The sequence below is a fragment of the Pseudomonas sp. CCC4.1 genome, from assembly GCF_035019225.1.
GTDB classification, from domain to species: domain Bacteria; phylum Pseudomonadota; class Gammaproteobacteria; order Pseudomonadales; family Pseudomonadaceae; genus Aquipseudomonas; species Aquipseudomonas bubulae.
Genome location: NZ_JASJWL010000023.1, coordinates 23,550 through 42,310, shown reverse-complemented (window position 1 = coordinate 42,310; position 18,761 = coordinate 23,550). Strand labels below are relative to the sequence as shown.

The following is an 18,761-nucleotide window of genomic DNA, read 5'->3' as shown; positions in this document are numbered from 1 at the left end:
GCCCCGGCTCATGTGCAATGAGTCGGGGCTTTTTTGTTTCTGGGGGTTACCGCAAATCAGATGCCGATATTGCCCAAGGTTTGCACAATGCTGCGCAGGGTGACGGCGAGAGTGGGATGATCGACCTCAAAGCGCTCTACAGCGAGGTTGACGCTGTCGGCAAGGCTGGAATCGTTGGTCGCTTTTTCGATGTCGATCTGAGCCTGGATTTGTGTGGCGAGCTGGTTCAAATGTTCACGCTCTTCCTGGGTGAGCGGCGGGTTCTGTTCCAGTTGCTCGCGCAAGGTATTGAGTTGTTCTTGCAGATCGCGGGCAGGCATAGCATTCATCCTTTATTGATAGGCTCTGGTGTAGACCTTCGAAGTGAGCAAAAGATCTGTCTCTAGATTAATCCACTCGCGGGCGAAGTGCATGATCTCTATCAAAATCCCCGGTGCGTGTTTTTTGTCGTGGGGGCGGGTGGTTTTAAAAGAATCGGCAGCGGTGGGAACGTCTATCTTTTATACAAGTCTGTTTAGGCGATTGCTTGGGGGCTGCCTAAAAGACATTTGCCGTTATACTGGTGTTCTGACTCAGGGCATAGCGCCCAAGTGTTGAGTAACTTCAGGGAGTTTTGCTATGCGCTGGACTGTTCGTCTCGCTCCATTGTTTGTCTGTGCCGGTGTGGCCATGATGCCTTTGGCGGCCAATGCCGCCACCGAAGATGACCCGTGGGAAGGGTTTAACCGGGTTGTGTTCAAATTCAACGACACCCTCGATACCTATGCCTTGAAACCGATAGCCCAGGGCTATCAGTTCATCACTCCGCAGTTTCTGGAGGATGGCATCCACAACATGTATCGAAACGTCGGTGACGTGCGCAACCTCGCCAACAACGTGCTGCAGGTCAAGCCACACGCTGCGGGTGTGGATACTGCGCGTTTGTTGATGAACACCATTGTCGGTGTTGGCGGCTTCTTTGATGTGGGCACCAAGATGGGCCTGCAGCGCAATGACGAAGACTTTGGCCAGACCCTTGGCTACTGGGGGCTGAGCAGCGGTCCTTACCTGGTATTGCCGCTGTTGGGGCCAAGCACCGTGCGAGACGCCCTGGGCATCTACCCGGACTCCTATGCCGAACCTTACCGTTACATGCATGACGTCTCGGCACGCAATACCGTTGCCGGGATGAAAATCATCGATGCCCGCGCCAATCTGCTGTCGGCCGAAAAACTGATCACGGGGGATAAATACATCTTTATCCGCAATGCGTATCTGCAAAGCCGTGAATTCAAGGTCAAAGACGGGCAGGTTGTGGACGATTTCTAAGTCGTCTGACTGATGCGCAAAAAACGGCCCTGATGGCCGTTTTTTGCTTGCCTGCAGATGAGAATCAATCGGCTTTGCGGGCTTTATTACCTAGGTTTTAGTTGCCGTAAACGTGGTTCTTATAACCCCCGGTAATTTAACGTGACGAACGCCTCAAGCCGCCATCGGCCTGAGCTTGAAACCCCCCGCGGATGGGAGTACCGTCTGCGCCTTACACGGGCACCTTTGCAGGATCGAACAATAGGGTCGATTTTTATCAGGGATGCTCACAAGCCATTTCAGTTGTTGAGCCCGACGTTTGCGAGCTTCAACGACAACCTAATTCTGGCGCCGTTTGCCCACATGCAAAAAACCAGTGCCACGCTGCTGATCATTGATGACGACCAAGTAGTACGCGCAAGTCTGGCGGCCTACCTGGAAGACAGCGGCTTCAGCGTCCTTCAGGCCAATAGTGCCCTGCAAGGCCTTCAGATATTCGAGCAAGAGCAGCCAGATCTGATCATCTGTGACCTGCGCATGCCGCAAATGAGTGGTCTGGAGCTGATTCGCCAGGTCGCCCAGCGGTCGGCGCAAACGCCGGTGATCGTCATTTCGGGTGCCGGGGTGATGAGTGATGTGGTCGAGGCCTTGCGTCTTGGCGCTGCCGACTACCTGATCAAGCCGCTGGAAGACCTTGCTGTGCTGGAGCATTCGGTTCACCGTGCCCTGGACCGTGCGCGGCTGCAGCTTGAGAACCAGCGCTACAGGGACAGGCTGGAGTCGGCCAACCGGGAACTGGAAGCCAGCCTGCATTTGTTGCAGGAAGACCAGAACGCCGGCCGGCAGGTGCAGATGAACATGCTGCCGGTCAGCCCCTGGACCACTGATGAGTTCAATTTTGCCCACAAAATCATCCCGTCCCTGTACTTGTCCGGCGATTTTGTCGACTACTTCCGGGTTGACGAGCGTCGGGTAACGTTCTATCTGGCCGATGTTTCCGGGCACGGTGCCTCTTCGGCTTTTGTCACGGTGCTGCTCAAGTTCATGACCACGCGCCTGCTGTTCGAGTCCCGGCGCAATGGTACCTTGCCGGAGTTCAAGCCTTCCGAAGTGCTTGGGCACATCAACCGCGGCCTGATCAACTGCAAGCTGGGCAAGCACGTCACCATGGTGGGCGGTGTGATCAATGAAGAAACCGGAGAGCTGACCTACAGCATTGGCGGGCACTTGCCACTGCCGGTGCTCTACACTCCAGACAGTGTCCGTTATCTGGAAGGGCGGGGTTTGCCCGTTGGCCTGTTCAACGAAGCCACCTATGAAGACCAGGTTTTGAAATTGCCTGAAGCCTTCAGCCTTACCCTGATGTCGGACGGCATCCTGGATCTTTTGACCGAGCCGACGCTCAAAGAGAAGGAAGCTGCTTTACCGCAACTGGTTAAAGCAGCAGGCGGCAGCCTGGATGGTCTGCGCAAAGTGTTTGGATTAGCTACGCTAGGGGAGATGCCGGATGATATCGCCTTGTTGGTGTTGAGCAGGAATCTTAAATGAGTACCGGTAGAATTCAGTTCGCCGAACAGGATGGCACTTTTGTCCTGAAGTTTGTGGGTGAAGTGCGTCTGACGTTGTGTTCGGCCCTGGATGCGACGATCGAGAGGATTTTCACGGCGCTGAATTTCAACGCCATCGTGATTGACCTCACCGAAACCCGCAGCATCGACAGCACCACCCTGGGTTTGCTGGCGAAGCTGTCGATCCTGTCGCGGCAAAAAACAGGCCTGTTGCCGACCGTGGTTACCACCCATGAAGACATTACCCGTCTGCTTGAGTCGATGGGCTTCGATCAGGTATTCAACATCATCGGCAAGCCGATCCCGTGCCCGGATTGTCTGACTGACCTGCCTTCGCAGGATCAGACCGAAGAGGTGGTGCGGGTAAAAGTGCTGGAAGCGCACAAGATTCTGATGGGGCTCAACGACTCCAACCGTGAAGCTTTCCATGATCTGGTGAATGCACTCGAGCGGCACTGATTTCCAGCGGGCTTGTCCCGCATGGATGTCAAAGATCAAAAGCCCCTCACCACGCCTCTCCCGGAGGGAGAGACGTGGTGAGGGGCTTTTCGCTTTTTATCTTGCAACCAACCCTGGTATTTCCCGGCGCTGATAACGGTGCGCGCGGAAGATCGCGTTGTTTTCACCCGGCAGATAGGCTCTGGATGCTGCATCCGGATACGGGGCGAAGTAAGGGTTGATATATTCCCAGACCACTTCTCCCGTCGGGGTGACTTCAAACAAGCGGCCAAAATTGGCCTCGGTCACCAGGGTATTGCCGTTGTGCAGCCGTTGCGCGCCGCCCATGAACGGGGTGAAAAAGGCATAACCCGGGGTATCGGCGTACTGCCACACGATCTGCTGGCTCAGTGGCTCTATTTCCAGGATGCGCGAGTGCGGCATGCTGGTATGCGGACGAAAGATACCGTTGTCGAATACCAGCACGTTGCCGTTTTCCAGTTCGCTCGGGCAGTGCTGTTGCGCAACCAGATCATGGCCCAGGCGCCACAGCACCTTGCTGCTACTGCGCGAAATGGCTATCACCGCCGAGACGCTGCGCAGGCTGAGGATAATCTTGCCGTCGCGGCCCGGCGATACGGGGTTGGTCATGGGCCAGTGGTAGCGCTCAAACGCAGCATGCAGCGGGTAGTCTTCAGGGCGCAGGTGCTCCCAGCTGCGCCACTCCCACACAACATGGCCCTGGCGGTCGACTTCCTTGACCACATCGGCATAGATCACCCCGCCGGGTGCCTCGCTGCCTGGAATACCCCCCACCACGCGCCTGGCCAGCTGCGGGCTCAACGGTTCAACGGTGGTGTAGAGCAGATGGCCGTTGTCCAGCCATTGGGCATCGTGATGGTGCATCAGGTCAGTGTGTTCCCACACCACTTCTCCTTCAGCGGTGACCTCGCTGAAAGCACCGCCATGCCAGACCGACCAGCCCGCAAACAGGTCCGGCGAGTCGGGGTGGTTGCCGTTGTAACCCAGGTTGCCGTTGCGCAGTATCACGGCGTCGCGGCCGGGGCGTTGAGGCAGCTTCCAGCGGTGGACGATTTCGCCGTCCAGGTCGATCAGGAATACATTGCCATCTGCCGTTTGCGGAGCGAACAGCGTGTAGCCACCGGCGCTGCGGGCATGATCGACACCGACCAGGCCGGTCTTGTGGCGCTTCAGGGTAGTGCTGTGCAGTTTTGACATGGTCAGATTCCATCAAGGTTCCACTGGCATTGTGCGCAACAGGGGAGCATTGTCGTGCTCCCCGTCTGCGTGGAATCGAGTATGTCGAGGCAACCCGTGGCGCTCCATGCCAAACACCCCTCTTTTGCTGCCATACCGGACACCCGGTTGCGCACGGTGGTGGTACTGGCATTCGATGAGCTATTGCTGCTCAACGCGGCGGGGCCGCTGGAGGTGTTCGCCGCCATACCCCGGCTGTTAGGTGGCAATTTTGCCAGCCATCCGCCTTATCGGCTGGTGCTCGTATCACCGGCAGGAGGCCAGATCACCTCGGTTTCCGGGATCAGCGTCAATACGCTGTCCCTTGAACAACTCGACCGGCAGGCGCCGGTTATCGACACCCTGATAGTGGCTGGCGGGCCGGGGGTGTCAGCCCTCGAAGCCAGCGCCCATGTCTGCGGCTGGTTACGCAGTCGCGCCGCGTCTATACGCAGGCTGTGCTCCATAGGTACAGGTACATTCGCCCTGGCCGCAGCCGGGCTGCTCGAGGGTCGCAAGGTGGTGACCCACTGGAAATTTGCCGAGCAACTGCAAGCCCGCTACCCGGCGCTGCAGTGCCAGACCGAAGGGCTGTATTTGCACGATGGCAATCTCTGGACGTGCGCGGGTGCCGCTGCCGGTATCGACCTGGCGCTGGGCCTGGTCGAACAGGATCTCGGCCCCCATGCCGCGCTTGAGCTGGCGCGATATTTCACCGTGTTCCTCTGGCGCTCGGCCAGGCAACCCCAGCTCAGTGCTTCGCTCAATGCCCAGTCCCGAGCCCTGGGTACTGACCCGGACGTGCGTCTGGTGCGCCTGCATGGGTGGATTGCGGCCAACCTGCAAAGCGATCTGCGTGTGGAGAGACTGGCGGAACAATTTGGCATGAGCCCGCGCCATTTTGCCCGCGCCTATGTAGCGACTACCGGCCAGACGCCTGCCCAGGCGGTGGAGCTATTGCGCCTTGATGCCGCCTGCCAGTTGCTGAAAACCACCTGCGAGCCGATCAAACGGATTGCCGAAACCGCAGGTTTCGGTCGGGAAGAGCGCATGCGACGAGCGTTTCACAAGCAATTGGGCATCAGCCCGCACGATTACCGAAACCAGAGCACAGGTGCTGTGCGGCAAGGCTGAACGCTCCAGCGCCGCCCGGCGGTATACTCGTCCCACTCGCAGTCGAGCTAAATCTTACGTATCGGGATTTCCATGAGCAGTTCTGTTTCCTTAACCCCTGCGCGCAAGCCGCTTGCGCCGCTGTTGGCCTTTATCTTGTTGCTGCAGGGCGCTGTTTTCCTGCAAAACAATGTCGGTGCGCGTCAGGTGCTGTTGCTGATCGTCGGCGCGGCGCTGGGCCTGACCCTTTATCACGCCGCATTCGGCTTTACCTCGGCCTGGCGGGTGTTTATCAAGGATCGTCGTGGCGCCGGCTTGCGCGCGCAAATGGTGATGCTGGCCGTGGCCGTGGTGCTGTTTTTCCCCGCGCTGGGAGCCGGCAGCCTGTTTGGCCAGCCAGTGGTCGGCTTGGTGGCGCCAATCGGCGTGTCGGTGCTGTTCGGTGCGTTTATTTTCGGCATCGGCATGCAACTGGGCGGTGGCTGTGCATCGGGTACGCTGTTTACCGTCGGCGGCGGCAATGCGCGCATGCTGGTGACCCTGTTGTTCTTTATCTGCGGATCATTGATCGCCACCCAGCATGTTGACTGGTGGTTTGCTTTGCCTGCGTTCCCGGCGACCTCCATCGTCAAAAGCTTCGGCGTGGTTCCCGCCTTGCTGCTGAGCCTGGCGGTGTTCGCGCTGATCGCCGCACTGACCGTGCGCCTGGAAAAGTCCCGCCACGGTACCCTCGAAGCTGGCGTGACCAGTGAACATCAGGGCCTGCGTCGCTTCTTGCGCGGGCCGTGGCCACTGGTGTGGGGGGCGATTGCTCTGGCGCTGCTCAACTACGCCACGCTGGCCCTGGCCGGGCGACCGTGGGGCATTACTTCGGCGTTCGCACTGTGGGGCGCCAAGGCGGCAAGCGGGCTGGGGGTTGATGTCGGCAGTTGGGCCTTCTGGCAGATGCCGGGCAACGCCAAGGCCTTGGCTGCGCCGGTGTGGGAAGACATAACCAGCGTCATGGATATTGGCATCGTTCTCGGTGCGCTGTTGGCAGCAGGCCTGGCCGGACGTTTTGCTCCCAGCCTGAAAATTCCGCCACGCTCCCTGCTGGCGGCCGTGATCGGTGGCCTGCTGCTGGGTTATGGTTCGCGTCTGGCCTACGGCTGCAATATTGGCGCGTATTTCAGCGGTATTGCCTCGGGCAGCCTGCATGGCTGGGTATGGCTGGTGGCGGCGTTTATCGGCAACACTGTGGGCGTGCGCCTGCGACCGCTGTTCTTTACCGGCGAGCGGCCACAGGTGGCATTGAGCGGCTGCTGAATTCCCATACAGGGGCTGCTGTGTGCAGCAGCCCCTTTTGATCAGCGACGATAGTCGCGGTGATGGTTGTCGTAGCGCTGGTGCATGGCCCTGTCATGGCGACGGCGCTCGGCTTCGCGGCGGGCTTGCTCGCGGCGCCATTGATCGCGACGCCAGTTTTCTCTGTGTCGATCGTCTCTGCGGGCATGCCAGCGGTTGTCATACCGCTTGTGATCGTCACGGGCAAGCAGGGCCGCTGGTGGTTGGCCGGCCAACGTTGGCCAGGGGTTGGCTGCCATGGGCGCCGTTGCCTCAACGGTTGCAGGTTGAGTGGCAAAAACCGCGGGCGAGGTCTTTATCGGTGTGGCAGATGCCGAGCCCATTGCCGCAAACGCGAACAGGCTCAAAAGCACCATCCGTGGGGCGTGGAATTTCATGAGCGAAGATAACCTCTGAATATCATTCGAATGTGTAGCTATCTGCAGCGCAATGCCTGGAGGCTCGCGCTTGTCGGGCAGATTGGCGTATTCACATAGACAGATAATCAGGGAAAAGTTCGATGGCCGGTTGCTTGCATCCAGCCGTCGGCATGTATCGCAATGCTGTTCACTTAAGAGCAACGCTACTCAATTGTGGGAGCGGGCTTGCTCGCGATGGTCTTCAGAGCGACGCATTTACTCAGTAAATACGCGTCATCGTTTACGACCATCGCGAGCAAGCCCGCTCCCACAGCGTTAGAAATCCCTTAAGTGAACAACATTGCGGGATTTATGGCGGTTTAGTGCTCTTGCTCGAAGCTCTTTTTGCGCAAGACCGGAGCCTGTTCAGGGTGCTCGTCGGACTCCACTACCGGCACTTCCTTGCCATTGCAGTCGAACAGCTTGCCGTCGCGAAACACATCACCATCGTTGAGGCAGCTGATATCCCGCGAGCGCAGGATGCGGTCGCTGGCGGCGACGAATACCGACTGCTGGTCGGAGTTGCCGGCCCGCAGATGGTTGAACAGCAGGTTAAGCAGGATGGCCATGATTGCGGCCGAGCTGATGCCGGAGTGGAAGATGGTCTCGAACCAGGTCGGGAAGTGCTGGTAGAAGTTGGGCGCTGCAATGGGGATCATGCCGAAACCGATCGAGGTGGCGACGATGATCAGGTTCATGTTGTTGCGATAATCCACCTGGGCCAGGGTGCGGATGCCGCTGGCTGCGACGGTGCCAAACAGCACCAGGCCAGCCCCGCCAAGTACGGCAGTGGGCACGGCGGCGACCAGGCGGCCCATCACTGGCAGCAGCCCCAGGGTTACCAGGATCAGGCCGCCGGTGGCCACTACATAGCGACTCTTGATACCGGTTACGGCGACCAGGCCGACGTTCTGTGCAAAGGCACTCTGGGTGAAGGAGCCAAACAGCGGCGCCAGGGCACTGGAAATCATGTCGGCGCGCAGGCCGTTGCCAAGGCGTTTGGCGTCGACCTTGGTTTCGATGATCTCGCCCACGGCCAGGATGTCGGCGGAGGTTTCGACCATGGTCACGATAATCACGATCAGCATCGACAGAATGGCCGCGAGGCGGAACTCGGGCATGCCGAAGTGCAGCACTTCGGGCAGTGCGACCAGCGGGCCTTCAAGCACCCGGGAGAAGTCGGTCATGCCAACGGCGGTGGCCACCAGTGTGCCGAAAACGATTGCCAGCAGAATCGACAGGCGCGAGATACTGGCGCTGCCCAGTTTGCTGAGCAGCAACACCAGCACCAGGGTGACTGCCGCCAGGCCAATATTGGCCATGCTGCCGAAGTCCGCTGACTGACTGTTGCCGCCCATGGCCCAGCGTGCCGTGACCGGCATCAGGGTCAGACCGATGGTGGTGATGACGATGCCCGTCACCAGTGGTGGAAAGTACTTGGTGATGCTGGAAAACAGCGGCGTAATCAACAGGCCGATCACCGAAGCCACGATCACCGCCCCGAACACCACCGGCAGGCCGCCACTGCCGTCGCCGCCAATGATGGCGACCATGGTGGAGACACCGGCGAAGGACACCCCCTGCACCAATGGCAGGCGACAGCCGAAAAACGGAATGCCCAGTGTTTGCAGCAGTGTGGCCAGGCCACCGGCGAACAGTGAAGCGGCGATCAACAGGCCAACGTCGGCAGAGGAAAGGCCGGCCGCCTGACCGATGATCAGGGGCACCGCAATGATGCCCCCGTACATCGTCAGCACATGCTGCAGGCCGTAAGCCAGGTTGGCGCCAATACCGAGGTTTTCGTCTTCTGGACGAGGGGAAGCGGAAGAAGTCATGGTGAGTCGCTCGCTTTTGTTATTTTAGATGCGTCTAACAGCACGTTCTCAGTTGCATCCGTTGAGCCCGGTTGTGAGCTCAACGGCCTGAAGGGGTTATTCGCCGCTGACCAACTGGTGGGCCAGGCGGTTGTGGCGTTCCAGCACCCGTGGCAGGTCGACGGTGGTGAGCTGGCCATCTTTGACCACCACGCGACCATTGATTACGCTGGTATGGACCTGGGTCGGGGTACAGAACACCAGGGCTGCCAGCGGATCGTGATGGGCCCCGGCATAGGCCAGATGGCCCAGATCGAAAGCGACAAAATCCGCCACCATGCCAGGTGCCAGTGCACCAATGTCATTGCGGTTAAGCACTTTGGCGCCCCCTAATGTGGCAATTTCCAGTGCCTCGCGAGCGGACATCGCATCGGGGCCAAACCCGACCCGCTGCAACAGCAGGGCCTGGCGTACTTCTCCGATCATGCTGGCGCCATCGTTGGACGCCGAACCGTCTACCCCCAGCCCCACCGGCACGCCGTGGTCGCGCATCCTGCGAATCGGCGCGATTCCCGAAGCCAGGCGCATGTTCGAACACGGGCAGTGGGCAACCCCGGTGCCGGTGCGGGCGAACAGCTCGATGCCGTGCTGATCGAGTTGTACGCAATGGGCGTGCCAGACATCGGGGCCGACCCAGCCCAGGTCTTCGGCGTACTCGGCAGGGGTCATGCCGAACTTCTCGCGGCTGTAGGCGATGTCACTGACGTTCTCGGCCAGGTGGGTGTGCAGCGATACCCCGTACTGGCGGGCGAGCACTGCGGCTTCGCGCATCAGGTCGCGGCTGACCGAGAAGGGTGAGCAGGGCGCCACGACCATGCGCAGCATCGAGCCATGGCGGGGGTCGTGGTAGTCCTCGATCAGACGCTGGGACTCTTTGAGAATATGGCTTTCTTTCTCAACCACCGAGTCGGGCGGCAAACCGCCCTGGCTACGGCCCACACTCATGCTGCCGCGTGCGGCGTGAAAGCGCATGCCGATCTCTGCAGCGGCATGGATGCTGTCGTCCAGCTTGCAGCCGTTGGGGTAGATATACAGATGGTCGCTGGAGGTTGTGCAGCCGGAAAGAATCAGCTCGGCCATCGCTGTTTGGGTCGAAACCGCGATCATTTCCGGCGTCAGTCGTGCCCAGATTGGATACAAATTGTTGAGCCAGTTGAACAGCTCGCCGTCCTGGGCTGCCGGCACAACGCGGGTGAGGCTCTGGTACATATGGTGGTGGGTGTTGACCAGGCCCGGGATAACCACCTTGCCGGTCATGTCCAGAATCACGTCGGCCTGTTGCGGCAGGGATTCGCTGGGGCCGACCTGCTTGATCAGGTTGTCTTCGATAAACAGGCCACCGCGCCTGATTTCCCTGCGTTCACCATCCATTGTGACCAGAAGTTCGGCGTTTTTGACCAGTAAAGTCTTTGCCATGGGTATTCCTCTTCCGTTTGGAGTTTGCTTTCAACGTAATGCGGTTGCAGGCATAGGTTTTCGGCTTGAGCCAAGCCCTGGCAGCCGGATGCAGCATGGCCGGGCAGGGGTGCTCGGTTCACTGGCACACCCATGGGCGCAGTGAATGTGCGATGACATGCGCCGGTAAGGCGCGGTGGATTGAAGCGGCTGTGCAAGCTGCATGGTGGTTGACCGTGGCAATACGCAGCGGCGATTGCCGGTGTCGTAGGCGCGCAATGATGTAACCAGAATTGGTTATTATTGTATACAACTAAAAATGCAGTGATGTTGTCGATTGTGACCGGGGTCTGGTCAGGGTGAGGATTTGCTGGAGTCTGGAGAGTCGAGCAGGAGCGGGTGGTTACAGGTGTGTACAGGGCGGGTTATGTGGGAGCGAGCCTGCAATCCACGCGGTACGCTCGGGATGGGTGACGAAATCCGTAGCCGCTGACGAGCCGTGCGAGGCTGCGATCGGCTGCGTAGCAGCCGTAAGATCAGCTTCCACGGTTAATCAGGCTTACCGCGTGTACCGGTTTTGCGACCGCTTCGTCGCAGTGGCGCACCATCTCGATCGTAGCCTCGTTCTACTCGTCAACGGCTACACGCGGTACACCCGGGATGGGTGACGAAGTCCGTAGCAGCTGACGAGCCTTGCGAGGCTGCGATCGGCTGCGAAGCAGTCGTAAAATCAGCTTCCACGGTTTATCAGGCATAGCGCGTGTAGCGGATTTACGACCGCTGACGAGATCCTCCTGTTAACGACCCGACAATGGCGGTGTGCGCGGCGGGATCATGCGTTTGCTGCCGGTTGCCTCAAATGCCGAAGCAAAGCGCAGCAACGCCGAATCGTCATAGGCGCGACCAGCAAATGTCAGCCCCACCGGCATGCCGATATCGGCCATCACGCCCATGGGCACGGTCACGGTAGGTACGCCCAGATGGCGGATGGCGAGATTGCCGTTAGCCACCCACACGCCATTGCTCCAGGCGATATCTGCCGACGCCGGGTTCACATCCGCATCTGCCGGGGCCACATCGGCCACGGTCGGGAACAGCACGGCATCCAGGCCCAGGCGGTCCATCCAGTCTTCCAGGTCGATGCGCCGGGTTTTTTCAAGGCCGCGCAGACCGTCGGGCACGGTACTGATCTGATCCCACGGGGTAATGCCGCGCTGGGCCATGCGCACGTATTCATCCATGCCTGCCGCCAGTTCGTCTTCACGGTTGGGCAGGGTGCCCGGGTCGTGAGGAAAAATCAGCGGTCCATCAACGTCGGCCAACCGGTTGAGTTTCGGGTCACCGTTGGCGCGCAGAAAATCATCGAACGCCCATGCGGACAACTCCCAAAGCTCGTCATGCATAAACGCTTTGGACACCAGTCCGCGGGTAAACACGGTTGGCGCGCCGGGGCGATCGCCTTCGCAGTTGGAGACCAGCGGGAAGTCCACTTCAATCACTTCGCCGCCCTGGGCTTCGATGGCCTTGCGCGCGGCTTGCCACAGGTCGATCACCGAGGCGCGGGTGATGATGCGCTGCCCGGTCGGGCCGCCGATGCCCGGTGCTTCGGATGTGCCGGCCTCGGGGTCGGCATTGATATACATGCGCGGTACGCCAAAGCGTTTGCCGGCCAGCGCTTCGCTGCCGGCATTGAGTTGTGCATAGGAGGCCGGACGCACCGAAGCCACGCTCGGGATCGGTACCCAGGGCTGCAGGCGCCACAGGTCTCCACGGGTATCAGTATCTTGCGCGACTACCACATCGAGCACTTCGAGCAGGTCGGCCATGGTGCGGGCAAAGGGCACCACCACGTCCATGGTCGGCGTCAGCGGCCAGTTGCCGCGCACCGAGATCACACCCCGTGAAGGGGTGTAGGCACACAAACCATTGTTTGAAGCCGGGCCGCGCCCGCTCGACCAGGTTTCTTCCGCCAGGCCGAAGGCCGAGAAGCTGGCCGCCGTGGCCGTGCCTGCGCCGTTGGACGAGCCGGAAGCGAAGGGGGCCGTGAGGTAGTCAGCGTTGTACGGGCTTTCGGCGCGGCCATAGACCCCGCGCTGCATGCCGCCGTTGGCCATGGGTGGCATGTTGGTCTTGCCCAGGCAGATGGCACCGGCACCGCGCAGGCGTTCAATGGTGAACGCATCGCGGTACGCCACCAGGTCCTTGAAGGCCGGGCTGCCCGACGCGGCGGTCAGGCCCTTGACCAGGTAACTGTCCTTGGCGGTATAGGGGATGCCGTCCAGCGGGCCGAGGGTCTGGCCCTTGGCCCGGCGCTCGTCGGAGGCCTGCGCCTCGCTCAGCACCTGGGGGTTGCGCACCACCACGGCATTGAGGGCGGTGGGGGTGTCAGCCGTGTCGTAGGCGTCGATCCGCGCCAGATAAGCCTGTACCAGTTCTACCGCCGTGGTCTGGCCGGATTCGAGCGCGGCGCGCAGTTGGGCTATGGACACCTCGGTGACTTCAATCATGGGCTTACCGCTTGAGGACAATGGGAAACCGCAGAGCTTAGCGAAACTCCTGCCTGTACAGCCAGCCCATGTCGCATCTGTGGTCGCAAATAGTCACCACCATTTCCAGGTGTAATCGATATTGAGCCGCAGCTCGTTGTCATCGCGGTGGCTGGCCTGGGCGGTGAAGTCGTTGCGGTACCAGGCGTTGCGCAGGCGCAACGACAGATCCTTGAGCGGGCCGCTTTGCAGGACATACCAGAGCTCGATGTCTTTTTCGCTCTCACTCAGGTTCGAGCCGCCAAACCTGGCCAGCTCGATATTGTCGCCACTCACGTAGCGCAGCATGCCGTTGAGGCCCGGCGCGCCCATCCCGGCAAAGTTGTAGTCATAGCGCACCTGCCAGCTGCGTTCCTTGGGGTTGAGGAACTCGGAACTGAGGGTGCCTTCAGTGATCACCAGCGGTTCGGTGCCAAACAGATACGGCATGCCAGTCTTGCCAGTCAGTTGCATATAACCGGCACCGAATTTATGGGCGCCCAGGCTGTAGGTCAGCATCAGTGCGGCATTGCGGTTGTCCACCGTCCCGGCTTTGGCCGCACCGTCTTCGTCGGTGACAAACAGGCGAAAATCGCTTTTCAGGCTGCCGGGGCCCAGCTTGCGATTATCGACAAAGCCGTAAAAGTCCTTGCGGTACAGCTGCGCGAGTTCGGCGTGGTAGTACTTGAGAGTCAGTTGCGCTGACCAGGCATAGTCACCGCCGATAAACATAAAGCGGTTGGACTCGGCCGTACCATTAAAGCGGCCATTGGGCGAGCCGACCGACATTTTCTGGTAGTCGGTTGAGTCACGCAGGTTGATGCGGTCCAGCCAGCCGACGTGCAGCGTGAGTTGATCAATTTCCTGGGACTTCAGATACGCGCCGCGAAACGTTTGCGGCAGCAGGCGGGTAGGGCTGGCGAATGCGATCGGCAAAAAGGTGCTGATGGTGCCCACTTGCAGCTCGGTTTGCGAGGCGCGAACCTTGGCGGTCAGCCCCAGTTCCGAGTACTCATCGGCAGGCTCGCGGGTGTTGGCGTCATACGGCAGCAGGCCGGTGCCGGTGCGGGCGCGTGAGGAATCCAGGCGCACACCGAGCAAGCCTTGCGCGTCCAGGCCAAAGCCCACCGGCCCTTCGGTGTAGCCCGAACGCAGGTTGAGGATAAAACCCTGTGCCCACTCTCGGGCCGCAGCCTGCGGGGTTGCATTGACGTAGTTACGATCGAAGTAATAGTTGCGCATCACCAGGTCAGCGTGGCTGTCATCGACAAAACCGCTGGCCACAGCCGTGGTCATGGATAAAACCCAGGTGCAGGCGCTGAGCGCCCGAAGAACAGTCTTGAGCATGGCAGGTTCACTTTTATTGTTATGGGGGGTGGAGCACTGCGCGCCTTTCGGCGCGCAGGTAGTCAGTCGGGTGATGCTGCGTTGCGCCGCACCGATAGGTAAAACATGGCCACGGCCGCAATCACGATGCCTGGCGCCGACGCCAGCATCACCCCGGCGGTGCCGGTGCCCAGCGCGAGCATCTTGCCGGCCACCAAGGGGCCGCTCATGGCACCGAGGCGACCGATGGCCACTGCGCTGCCCACGCCCGTGGCGCGTATCGAGGGGCGATAGAAATGCGGTGCCAGGGCGTAGAGCACGCATTGACCTCCGGTGGCAAAAAAACCGGCAATAAAGCCCGCCGCCAGCATGCCCGGCAGATGGCTCGCCAACCCAAGGGCGGTCAGTGACACCAGGATGCCCACATAGATCAGTGCCGACAGCGCCCAGGCGGGCAGGCGGTCCATGACCCAGCCCAGAAACAGGGTGCCGGCTGCTGCGCCAATTTGCAGGGCAAGCATCACCCAGCTGGCCTGGCGCCCGGTGAACCCCTGGCCGATCACCAGGCTGGGCAGCCAGTTGATCAGGATGTAGACCACCATCAGGGTAAAGAAATAGCTAACCCAGATAAGCGTAGTCGGCAGTGCCGCGCCCTCGCGAAATAAACCCTGAACCACACCGATGGGCGCCTCGCCCTGAACGTTGCGAAACTGCTGCGACTCGGGAAGGTAGAGCCCCAGCAGTGGCACGATCAACAGCGGCACCACGCCACCGACGTAGAACACCACTTGCCAGCCACCGGCCAGGTCGGCGATGCCGATCAGGGCGGCCAGCGCGGCGCCCAAAGGCACGCCGCAATACATGAGGCTTACCGCCGTGCCGCGCAGGCGCGGGCCAGCCACTTCGCTGGTGAGGGCGATCAGGTTGGGCAGGGCGGCACCGAGGCCAACGCCGGTGAGGCAGCGTGCGACCAGCAGGCTGTTAATGTCCCAGGCCAATGCGGTGGCAAGGGAGAACACCCCGAACAGCCCCACCGAGGCCATCAGCACCCGTTTGCGGCCAATGCGGTCAGCCAGCCACCCACCGGCGAACGCACCGGGCAACAGGCCGAAAATTCCGGCGCTGAACACCCAGCTCATATGTAATTTATCCAGTTCGAACGCGGCAGCCATGCCTTGAGCAGCGATCCCTGCGGCCTGTAGATCGAGGCCTTCCATGAGGGCAACGAGAAAACACAGGCCGATGGTGCGGGCCATTTGCAGATTGAGTGAAGTCATGGGCTGTACCCGTTTTATTGTTGTTATGGATGAAGCAGCGTTAACCCCTGTTTCTGTGGGAGCAGGCTTGCTCGCGATTGGATCAATGCGGTTCGTCAGGTAAACCGCGTTGCCTGCATCGCGAGCAAGCCCGCTCCTATAAGGGGGGGTAAGGAAGGCCTTAGCGTTTGAGCAGGTCCAGCGCCACGTCGACGATCATGTCTCCCTGGCCGCCCACCATCCGCCGCTTGCCCAGTTCGACCAGGATGTCAAGGGTCTTGAGGCCGTACTTGGCCGCAGCGATTTCGGCGTGGCGCAAGAAGCTCGAATACACCCCGGCATAACCCAGCGCCAAGGTCTCGCGGTCGACCCGCACCGGGCGATCCTGCAACGGTCGGACAATGTCATCCGCGGCATCCATCAGCGTGTAAAGGTCTGTGCCGTGGTTCCAGCCCAGACGCTCGGCGGCGGCGATAAACACTTCCAGCGGGGCATTGCCGGCCCCGGCCCCCATGCCCGCGAGGCTGGCATCGATCCGGTCGCAGCCTTCTTCAACCGCCGTAATCGAGTTGGCTACGCCCAGCGACAGGTTGTGGTGGGCATGCATGCCGGTTTCGGTTTCAGGCTTGAGCACGGCCTTGAACGCACGGAAGCGATCACGAATGTCCTGCATGTTCATCGCTCCGCCCGAGTCGGCCATGTACACGCAGGTCGCGCCGTAGCTCTCCATCAGTTTGGCCTGGGCCGCCAACTGATCGGCAGGGATCATGTGGCTCATCATCAAAAAGCCGACAGTGTCCATGCCCAGTTCCCGGGCGTACTCGATGTGCTGTTTCGACACATCGGCTTCGGTGCAGTGCGTGGCGATGCGCACGACCCGGGCCCCGGCGTTGTACGCAGCCTTGAGGTCATGCACCGTGCCGATGCCGGGCAACAGCAGGGTGGTGATTTTTGCGTGGCTGATCACGTCCGCCGCCGCTTCGATCCATTCCAGATCGGTATGGGAGGCGAAACCGTAGTTAAAACTCGAACCTTGCAGACCATCGCCGTGGGCCACCTCGATGGCGTCGACGCGGGCCTTGTCCAGGGCGCGGGCGATATCCTGCACGTTCTGCAACGAGTACTGGTGGCGCACGGCATGGCTGCCGTCACGCAGGGTGACGTCGCTGATATAGATCTTTTTATCGTTCATGGTTTTCCCCTCAGACGTTGAGCATCGACAGCGCCATGCGCTCAGCGGTGGCCAAGGCTGCAGAGGTCATGATGTCGAGATTTCCGGCGTAGGCCGGCAGGTAGTGGGCGGCGCCTTCGACTTCCAGAAACACCGAAGTCTTGAGCCCGGAATATCTGCCCAGTCCGGGAATGGTCAGCGGCCTGTCTTCAGGGATTACGTCAAACTGCACGCGTTGCTTGAGGCGATAGCCCGGCACATAGGCTTGTACGGCTGCCGCCATTTCGACGACAGACGCCTCGACCAGTGCCTGGTCTGCGGCTTCGCTGAGTACAAAAACGGTGTCGCGCATGATCAGCGGCGGCTCGGCAGGGTTCATCACGATGATCGCCTTGCCCTTGGTTGCACCGCCAATCACTTCGATGGCCCTGGAGGTGGTTTCGGTGAACTCGTCGATATTGGCGCGGGTGCCGGGGCCGGCAGATTTACTGGCAATCGAAGCGACGATTTCGGCGTAATGAACCTTGGCCACACGGGACACGGCGGCGACCATCGGAATGGTTGCCTGGCCGCCGCAGGTCACCATGTTGACGTTCAACTGGTCCAGGTTCTGCTCCAGATTGACCACCGGTACACAGTACGGGCCGATGGCCGCCGGGGTGAGGTCAATCAGGCGGATGCCGGGTTTGATCGCGCGCAGAAAAGCGTCGTTCTTGACATGGGCACCGGCCGATGTGGCATCGAACACGAAGTCGATGTCCTTGAACACGTCCATGCGCGTAAGGCCTTCAACGCCTTCGTGGGTGATTGCAACACCCATGCGCGCAGCACGGGCCAGACCGTCGGAGGCCGGGTCGATGCCAACCATTGCGCCCATTTCCAGGTGCCGGGCATTGCGCAGGATTTTAATCATCAGGTCGGTGCCGATATTGCCGGAGCCGATGATGGCGACCTTGAGTTTCTTGTTCATTATTGTTGCCTCAGTTGCACGCAAGTCGCCGATTACTCGGCGCTGCCGTGTTGCGAGAAGTCCACACCGACACTGCCGATGCCTTCGATATGCGCGTCGAAACGATCACCGGCGGCCACGGCCACCATCGGCCCCAGTGCGCCGGTCAGGATGATGTCGCCCGCTTGCAGCGGATTGCCCAGGCGCGCCATGGTGCAAGCCAGCCATACGGCCGCATTGAGCGGATGGCCCAGGCATTGCGCGCCGCTGCCACTGGAAACTTCTTCACCATTGCGGGTCATGCACATGCCCGCATTGCGCAAGTCCAGCCCATCAAGGCTGCGGGCCGGGCCGCCGAGTACGTAGCAGCCGCTGGAGGCGTTATCGGCCACCGTGTCGACAAAGCGGATGTTCCACTGCTGCACGCGGCTGCCGACGATTTCCAGAGCCGGCATCACCCAGCCGGTGGCGGCCATGACCTCGTCGAAGGTGGTGTCGGAGTGGGGCAGGTCATGTTTGAGGATCAAGGCGATTTCAGCCTCGATCTTGGGCTGCAACACGCGATCGATGGGTACGGTCTGGTTGTCGCCGTAGCACATGTCGGCGAACAGAGTGCCGAAGTCCGGTTGGTCCACGCCCAGCTGCGCTTGCACCTTGGGGTTGGTCAGGCCGATTTTTCGGCCCACCACCCGGCGTCCATTGGCGACGCCGTGGGCGACATTGATCTGCTGGATGGTGTAGGCGGCTGTCGCGTTGTCCTCACCGATCAGCTCGCGCAGGGGGGCGATGGCACTGCTGTGGGTTTCGGCGTGGCGCAGGTCGGCGGCCAGTTGGGCCAGTGTTTCGAGAGTCGGGTTCAT

Annotated in this window: 16 protein-coding genes; 5 read left to right on the top strand and 11 right to left on the bottom strand. The window is 60.6% G+C overall.

What is annotated here, in order from left to right; translation table 11 throughout:
* Positions 1–56 precede the first annotated feature (56 nt).
* Positions 57–320: a DUF4404 family protein gene (locus QN377_RS11730; protein ID WP_095000540.1), complete on the bottom strand. Its 264-nt coding sequence runs from the start codon at positions 318–320 to the stop codon at positions 57–59.
* Between the two features lie 298 nt (positions 321–618).
* Here QN377_RS11730 and QN377_RS11725 point away from each other — a divergent pair, with 298 nt between their 5' ends.
* From QN377_RS11725 to rssC, 3 genes are all read left to right on the top strand, one after another.
* On the top strand, positions 619–1,308 hold the full coding sequence (locus tag QN377_RS11725) for a VacJ family lipoprotein (protein ID WP_095037037.1): 690 nt from the start codon (positions 619–621) through the stop codon (positions 1,306–1,308).
* Between the two features lie 342 nt (positions 1,309–1,650).
* Complete coding sequence (rssB, locus tag QN377_RS11720) at positions 1,651–2,835, top strand: two-component system response regulator RssB (RefSeq protein WP_322213056.1); 1,185 nt, start codon at positions 1,651–1,653, stop codon at positions 2,833–2,835.
* Positions 2,832–3,314: an anti-sigma factor antagonist RssC gene (rssC, locus tag QN377_RS11715; protein WP_095037038.1), complete on the top strand. Its 483-nt coding sequence runs from the start codon at positions 2,832–2,834 to the stop codon at positions 3,312–3,314. The genes rssB and rssC overlap by 4 nt, the downstream gene beginning before the upstream one ends.
* A 96-nt stretch (positions 3,315–3,410) precedes the next feature.
* On the opposite strand, the gene QN377_RS11710 is transcribed toward rssC, so the two are convergent.
* Positions 3,411–4,532, bottom strand: coding sequence for an aryl-sulfate sulfotransferase (locus QN377_RS11710; protein WP_322213054.1), 1,122 nt, complete (start codon positions 4,530–4,532; stop codon positions 3,411–3,413).
* Between the two features lie 81 nt (positions 4,533–4,613).
* Between QN377_RS11710 and QN377_RS11705 the strand changes: the two genes are divergently transcribed.
* Both QN377_RS11705 and QN377_RS11700 read left to right on the top strand, forming a co-directional pair.
* Positions 4,614–5,684 carry a GlxA family transcriptional regulator gene (locus QN377_RS11705; protein WP_248098511.1) on the top strand — a complete coding sequence of 357 codons (1,071 nt, stop codon included), beginning with the start codon at positions 4,614–4,616 and terminating at the stop codon, positions 5,682–5,684.
* Between the two features lie 72 nt (positions 5,685–5,756).
* Positions 5,757–6,968 (top strand): YeeE/YedE family protein, encoded by a 1,212-nt coding sequence (locus tag QN377_RS11700; protein ID WP_237148801.1) that lies wholly within the window; start codon positions 5,757–5,759, stop codon positions 6,966–6,968.
* A 41-nt stretch (positions 6,969–7,009) separates the two neighbouring features.
* Here QN377_RS11700 and QN377_RS11695 read toward each other — a convergent pair whose 3' ends face one another.
* The 9 genes from QN377_RS11695 to mhpD all read right to left on the bottom strand — a co-directional run bounded on the left by QN377_RS11695 (position 7,010) and on the right by mhpD (position 18,761).
* Positions 7,010–7,384, bottom strand: a complete 375-nt coding sequence (locus QN377_RS11695) for a hypothetical protein (RefSeq protein WP_235574579.1) — start codon at positions 7,382–7,384, stop codon at positions 7,010–7,012.
* A gap of 341 nt (positions 7,385–7,725) precedes the next feature.
* Positions 7,726–9,240: a nucleobase:cation symporter-2 family protein gene (locus QN377_RS11690; protein WP_235574580.1), complete on the bottom strand. Its 1,515-nt coding sequence runs from the start codon at positions 9,238–9,240 to the stop codon at positions 7,726–7,728.
* A 96-nt stretch (positions 9,241–9,336) separates the two neighbouring features.
* The gene (locus QN377_RS11685; protein WP_235574581.1) at positions 9,337–10,695 is read right to left on the bottom strand and encodes an 8-oxoguanine deaminase; all 1,359 of its coding nucleotides are present in this window, start codon (positions 10,693–10,695) and stop codon (positions 9,337–9,339) included.
* Positions 10,696–11,471: 776 nt separating this feature from the next.
* Positions 11,472–13,181 carry an amidase gene (locus QN377_RS11680; protein ID WP_237148800.1) on the bottom strand — a complete coding sequence of 570 codons (1,710 nt, stop codon included), beginning with the start codon at positions 13,179–13,181 and terminating at the stop codon, positions 11,472–11,474.
* Positions 13,182–13,274: 93 nt separating this feature from the next.
* Positions 13,275–14,546, bottom strand: coding sequence for an OprD family porin (locus QN377_RS11675; protein WP_322213047.1), 1,272 nt, complete (start codon positions 14,544–14,546; stop codon positions 13,275–13,277).
* Between the two features lie 62 nt (positions 14,547–14,608).
* Positions 14,609–15,802 carry a 3-(3-hydroxy-phenyl)propionate transporter MhpT gene (gene mhpT / locus QN377_RS11670; RefSeq protein ID WP_095020985.1) on the bottom strand — a complete coding sequence of 398 codons (1,194 nt, stop codon included), beginning with the start codon at positions 15,800–15,802 and terminating at the stop codon, positions 14,609–14,611.
* A 160-nt stretch (positions 15,803–15,962) separates the two neighbouring features.
* Positions 15,963–16,973, bottom strand: coding sequence for a 4-hydroxy-2-oxovalerate aldolase (dmpG, locus tag QN377_RS11665; RefSeq protein WP_322213046.1), 1,011 nt, complete (start codon positions 16,971–16,973; stop codon positions 15,963–15,965).
* Positions 16,974–16,983: 10 nt separating this feature from the next.
* Positions 16,984–17,922 carry an acetaldehyde dehydrogenase (acetylating) gene (locus tag QN377_RS11660; protein ID WP_095018102.1) on the bottom strand — a complete coding sequence of 313 codons (939 nt, stop codon included), beginning with the start codon at positions 17,920–17,922 and terminating at the stop codon, positions 16,984–16,986.
* Positions 17,923–17,954: 32 nt separating this feature from the next.
* Entirely contained in the window at positions 17,955–18,761 is an 807-nt protein-coding gene (gene mhpD / locus QN377_RS11655) for a 2-keto-4-pentenoate hydratase (protein ID WP_322213044.1), read from the bottom strand.

Bases quoted from the DNA above. Each gene is read 5' to 3' on its own strand.
- QN377_RS11700 (WP_237148801.1), top strand. From the start codon at position 5,757: ATGAGCAGTTCTGTTTCCTTAACCCCTGCGCGCAAGCCGCTTGCGCCG.
- QN377_RS11710 (WP_322213054.1), bottom strand. From the start codon at position 4,532: ATGTCAAAACTGCACAGCACTACCCTGAAGCGCCACAAGACCGGCCTG.
- QN377_RS11695 (WP_235574579.1), bottom strand. From the start codon at position 7,384: ATGAAATTCCACGCCCCACGGATGGTGCTTTTGAGCCTGTTCGCGTTT.
- rssC (WP_095037038.1), top strand. From the start codon at position 2,832: ATGAGTACCGGTAGAATTCAGTTCGCCGAACAGGATGGCACTTTTGTC.
- QN377_RS11725 (WP_095037037.1), top strand. From the start codon at position 619: ATGCGCTGGACTGTTCGTCTCGCTCCATTGTTTGTCTGTGCCGGTGTG.
- QN377_RS11675 (WP_322213047.1), bottom strand. From the start codon at position 14,546: ATGCTCAAGACTGTTCTTCGGGCGCTCAGCGCCTGCACCTGGGTTTTA.
- mhpD (WP_322213044.1), bottom strand. From the start codon at position 18,761: ATGAACCCGACTCTCGAAACACTGGCCCAACTGGCCGCCGACCTGCGC.
- mhpT (WP_095020985.1), bottom strand. From the start codon at position 15,802: ATGACTTCACTCAATCTGCAAATGGCCCGCACCATCGGCCTGTGTTTT.
- QN377_RS11680 (WP_237148800.1), bottom strand. From the start codon at position 13,181: ATGATTGAAGTCACCGAGGTGTCCATAGCCCAACTGCGCGCCGCGCTC.
- QN377_RS11705 (WP_248098511.1), top strand. From the start codon at position 4,614: ATGTCGAGGCAACCCGTGGCGCTCCATGCCAAACACCCCTCTTTTGCT.
- rssB (WP_322213056.1), top strand. From the start codon at position 1,651: ATGCAAAAAACCAGTGCCACGCTGCTGATCATTGATGACGACCAAGTA.
- QN377_RS11685 (WP_235574581.1), bottom strand. From the start codon at position 10,695: ATGGCAAAGACTTTACTGGTCAAAAACGCCGAACTTCTGGTCACAATG.
- dmpG (WP_322213046.1), bottom strand. From the start codon at position 16,973: ATGAACGATAAAAAGATCTATATCAGCGACGTCACCCTGCGTGACGGC.
- QN377_RS11690 (WP_235574580.1), bottom strand. From the start codon at position 9,240: ATGACTTCTTCCGCTTCCCCTCGTCCAGAAGACGAAAACCTCGGTATT.
- QN377_RS11730 (WP_095000540.1), bottom strand. From the start codon at position 320: ATGCCTGCCCGCGATCTGCAAGAACAACTCAATACCTTGCGCGAGCAA.
- QN377_RS11660 (WP_095018102.1), bottom strand. From the start codon at position 17,922: ATGAACAAGAAACTCAAGGTCGCCATCATCGGCTCCGGCAATATCGGC.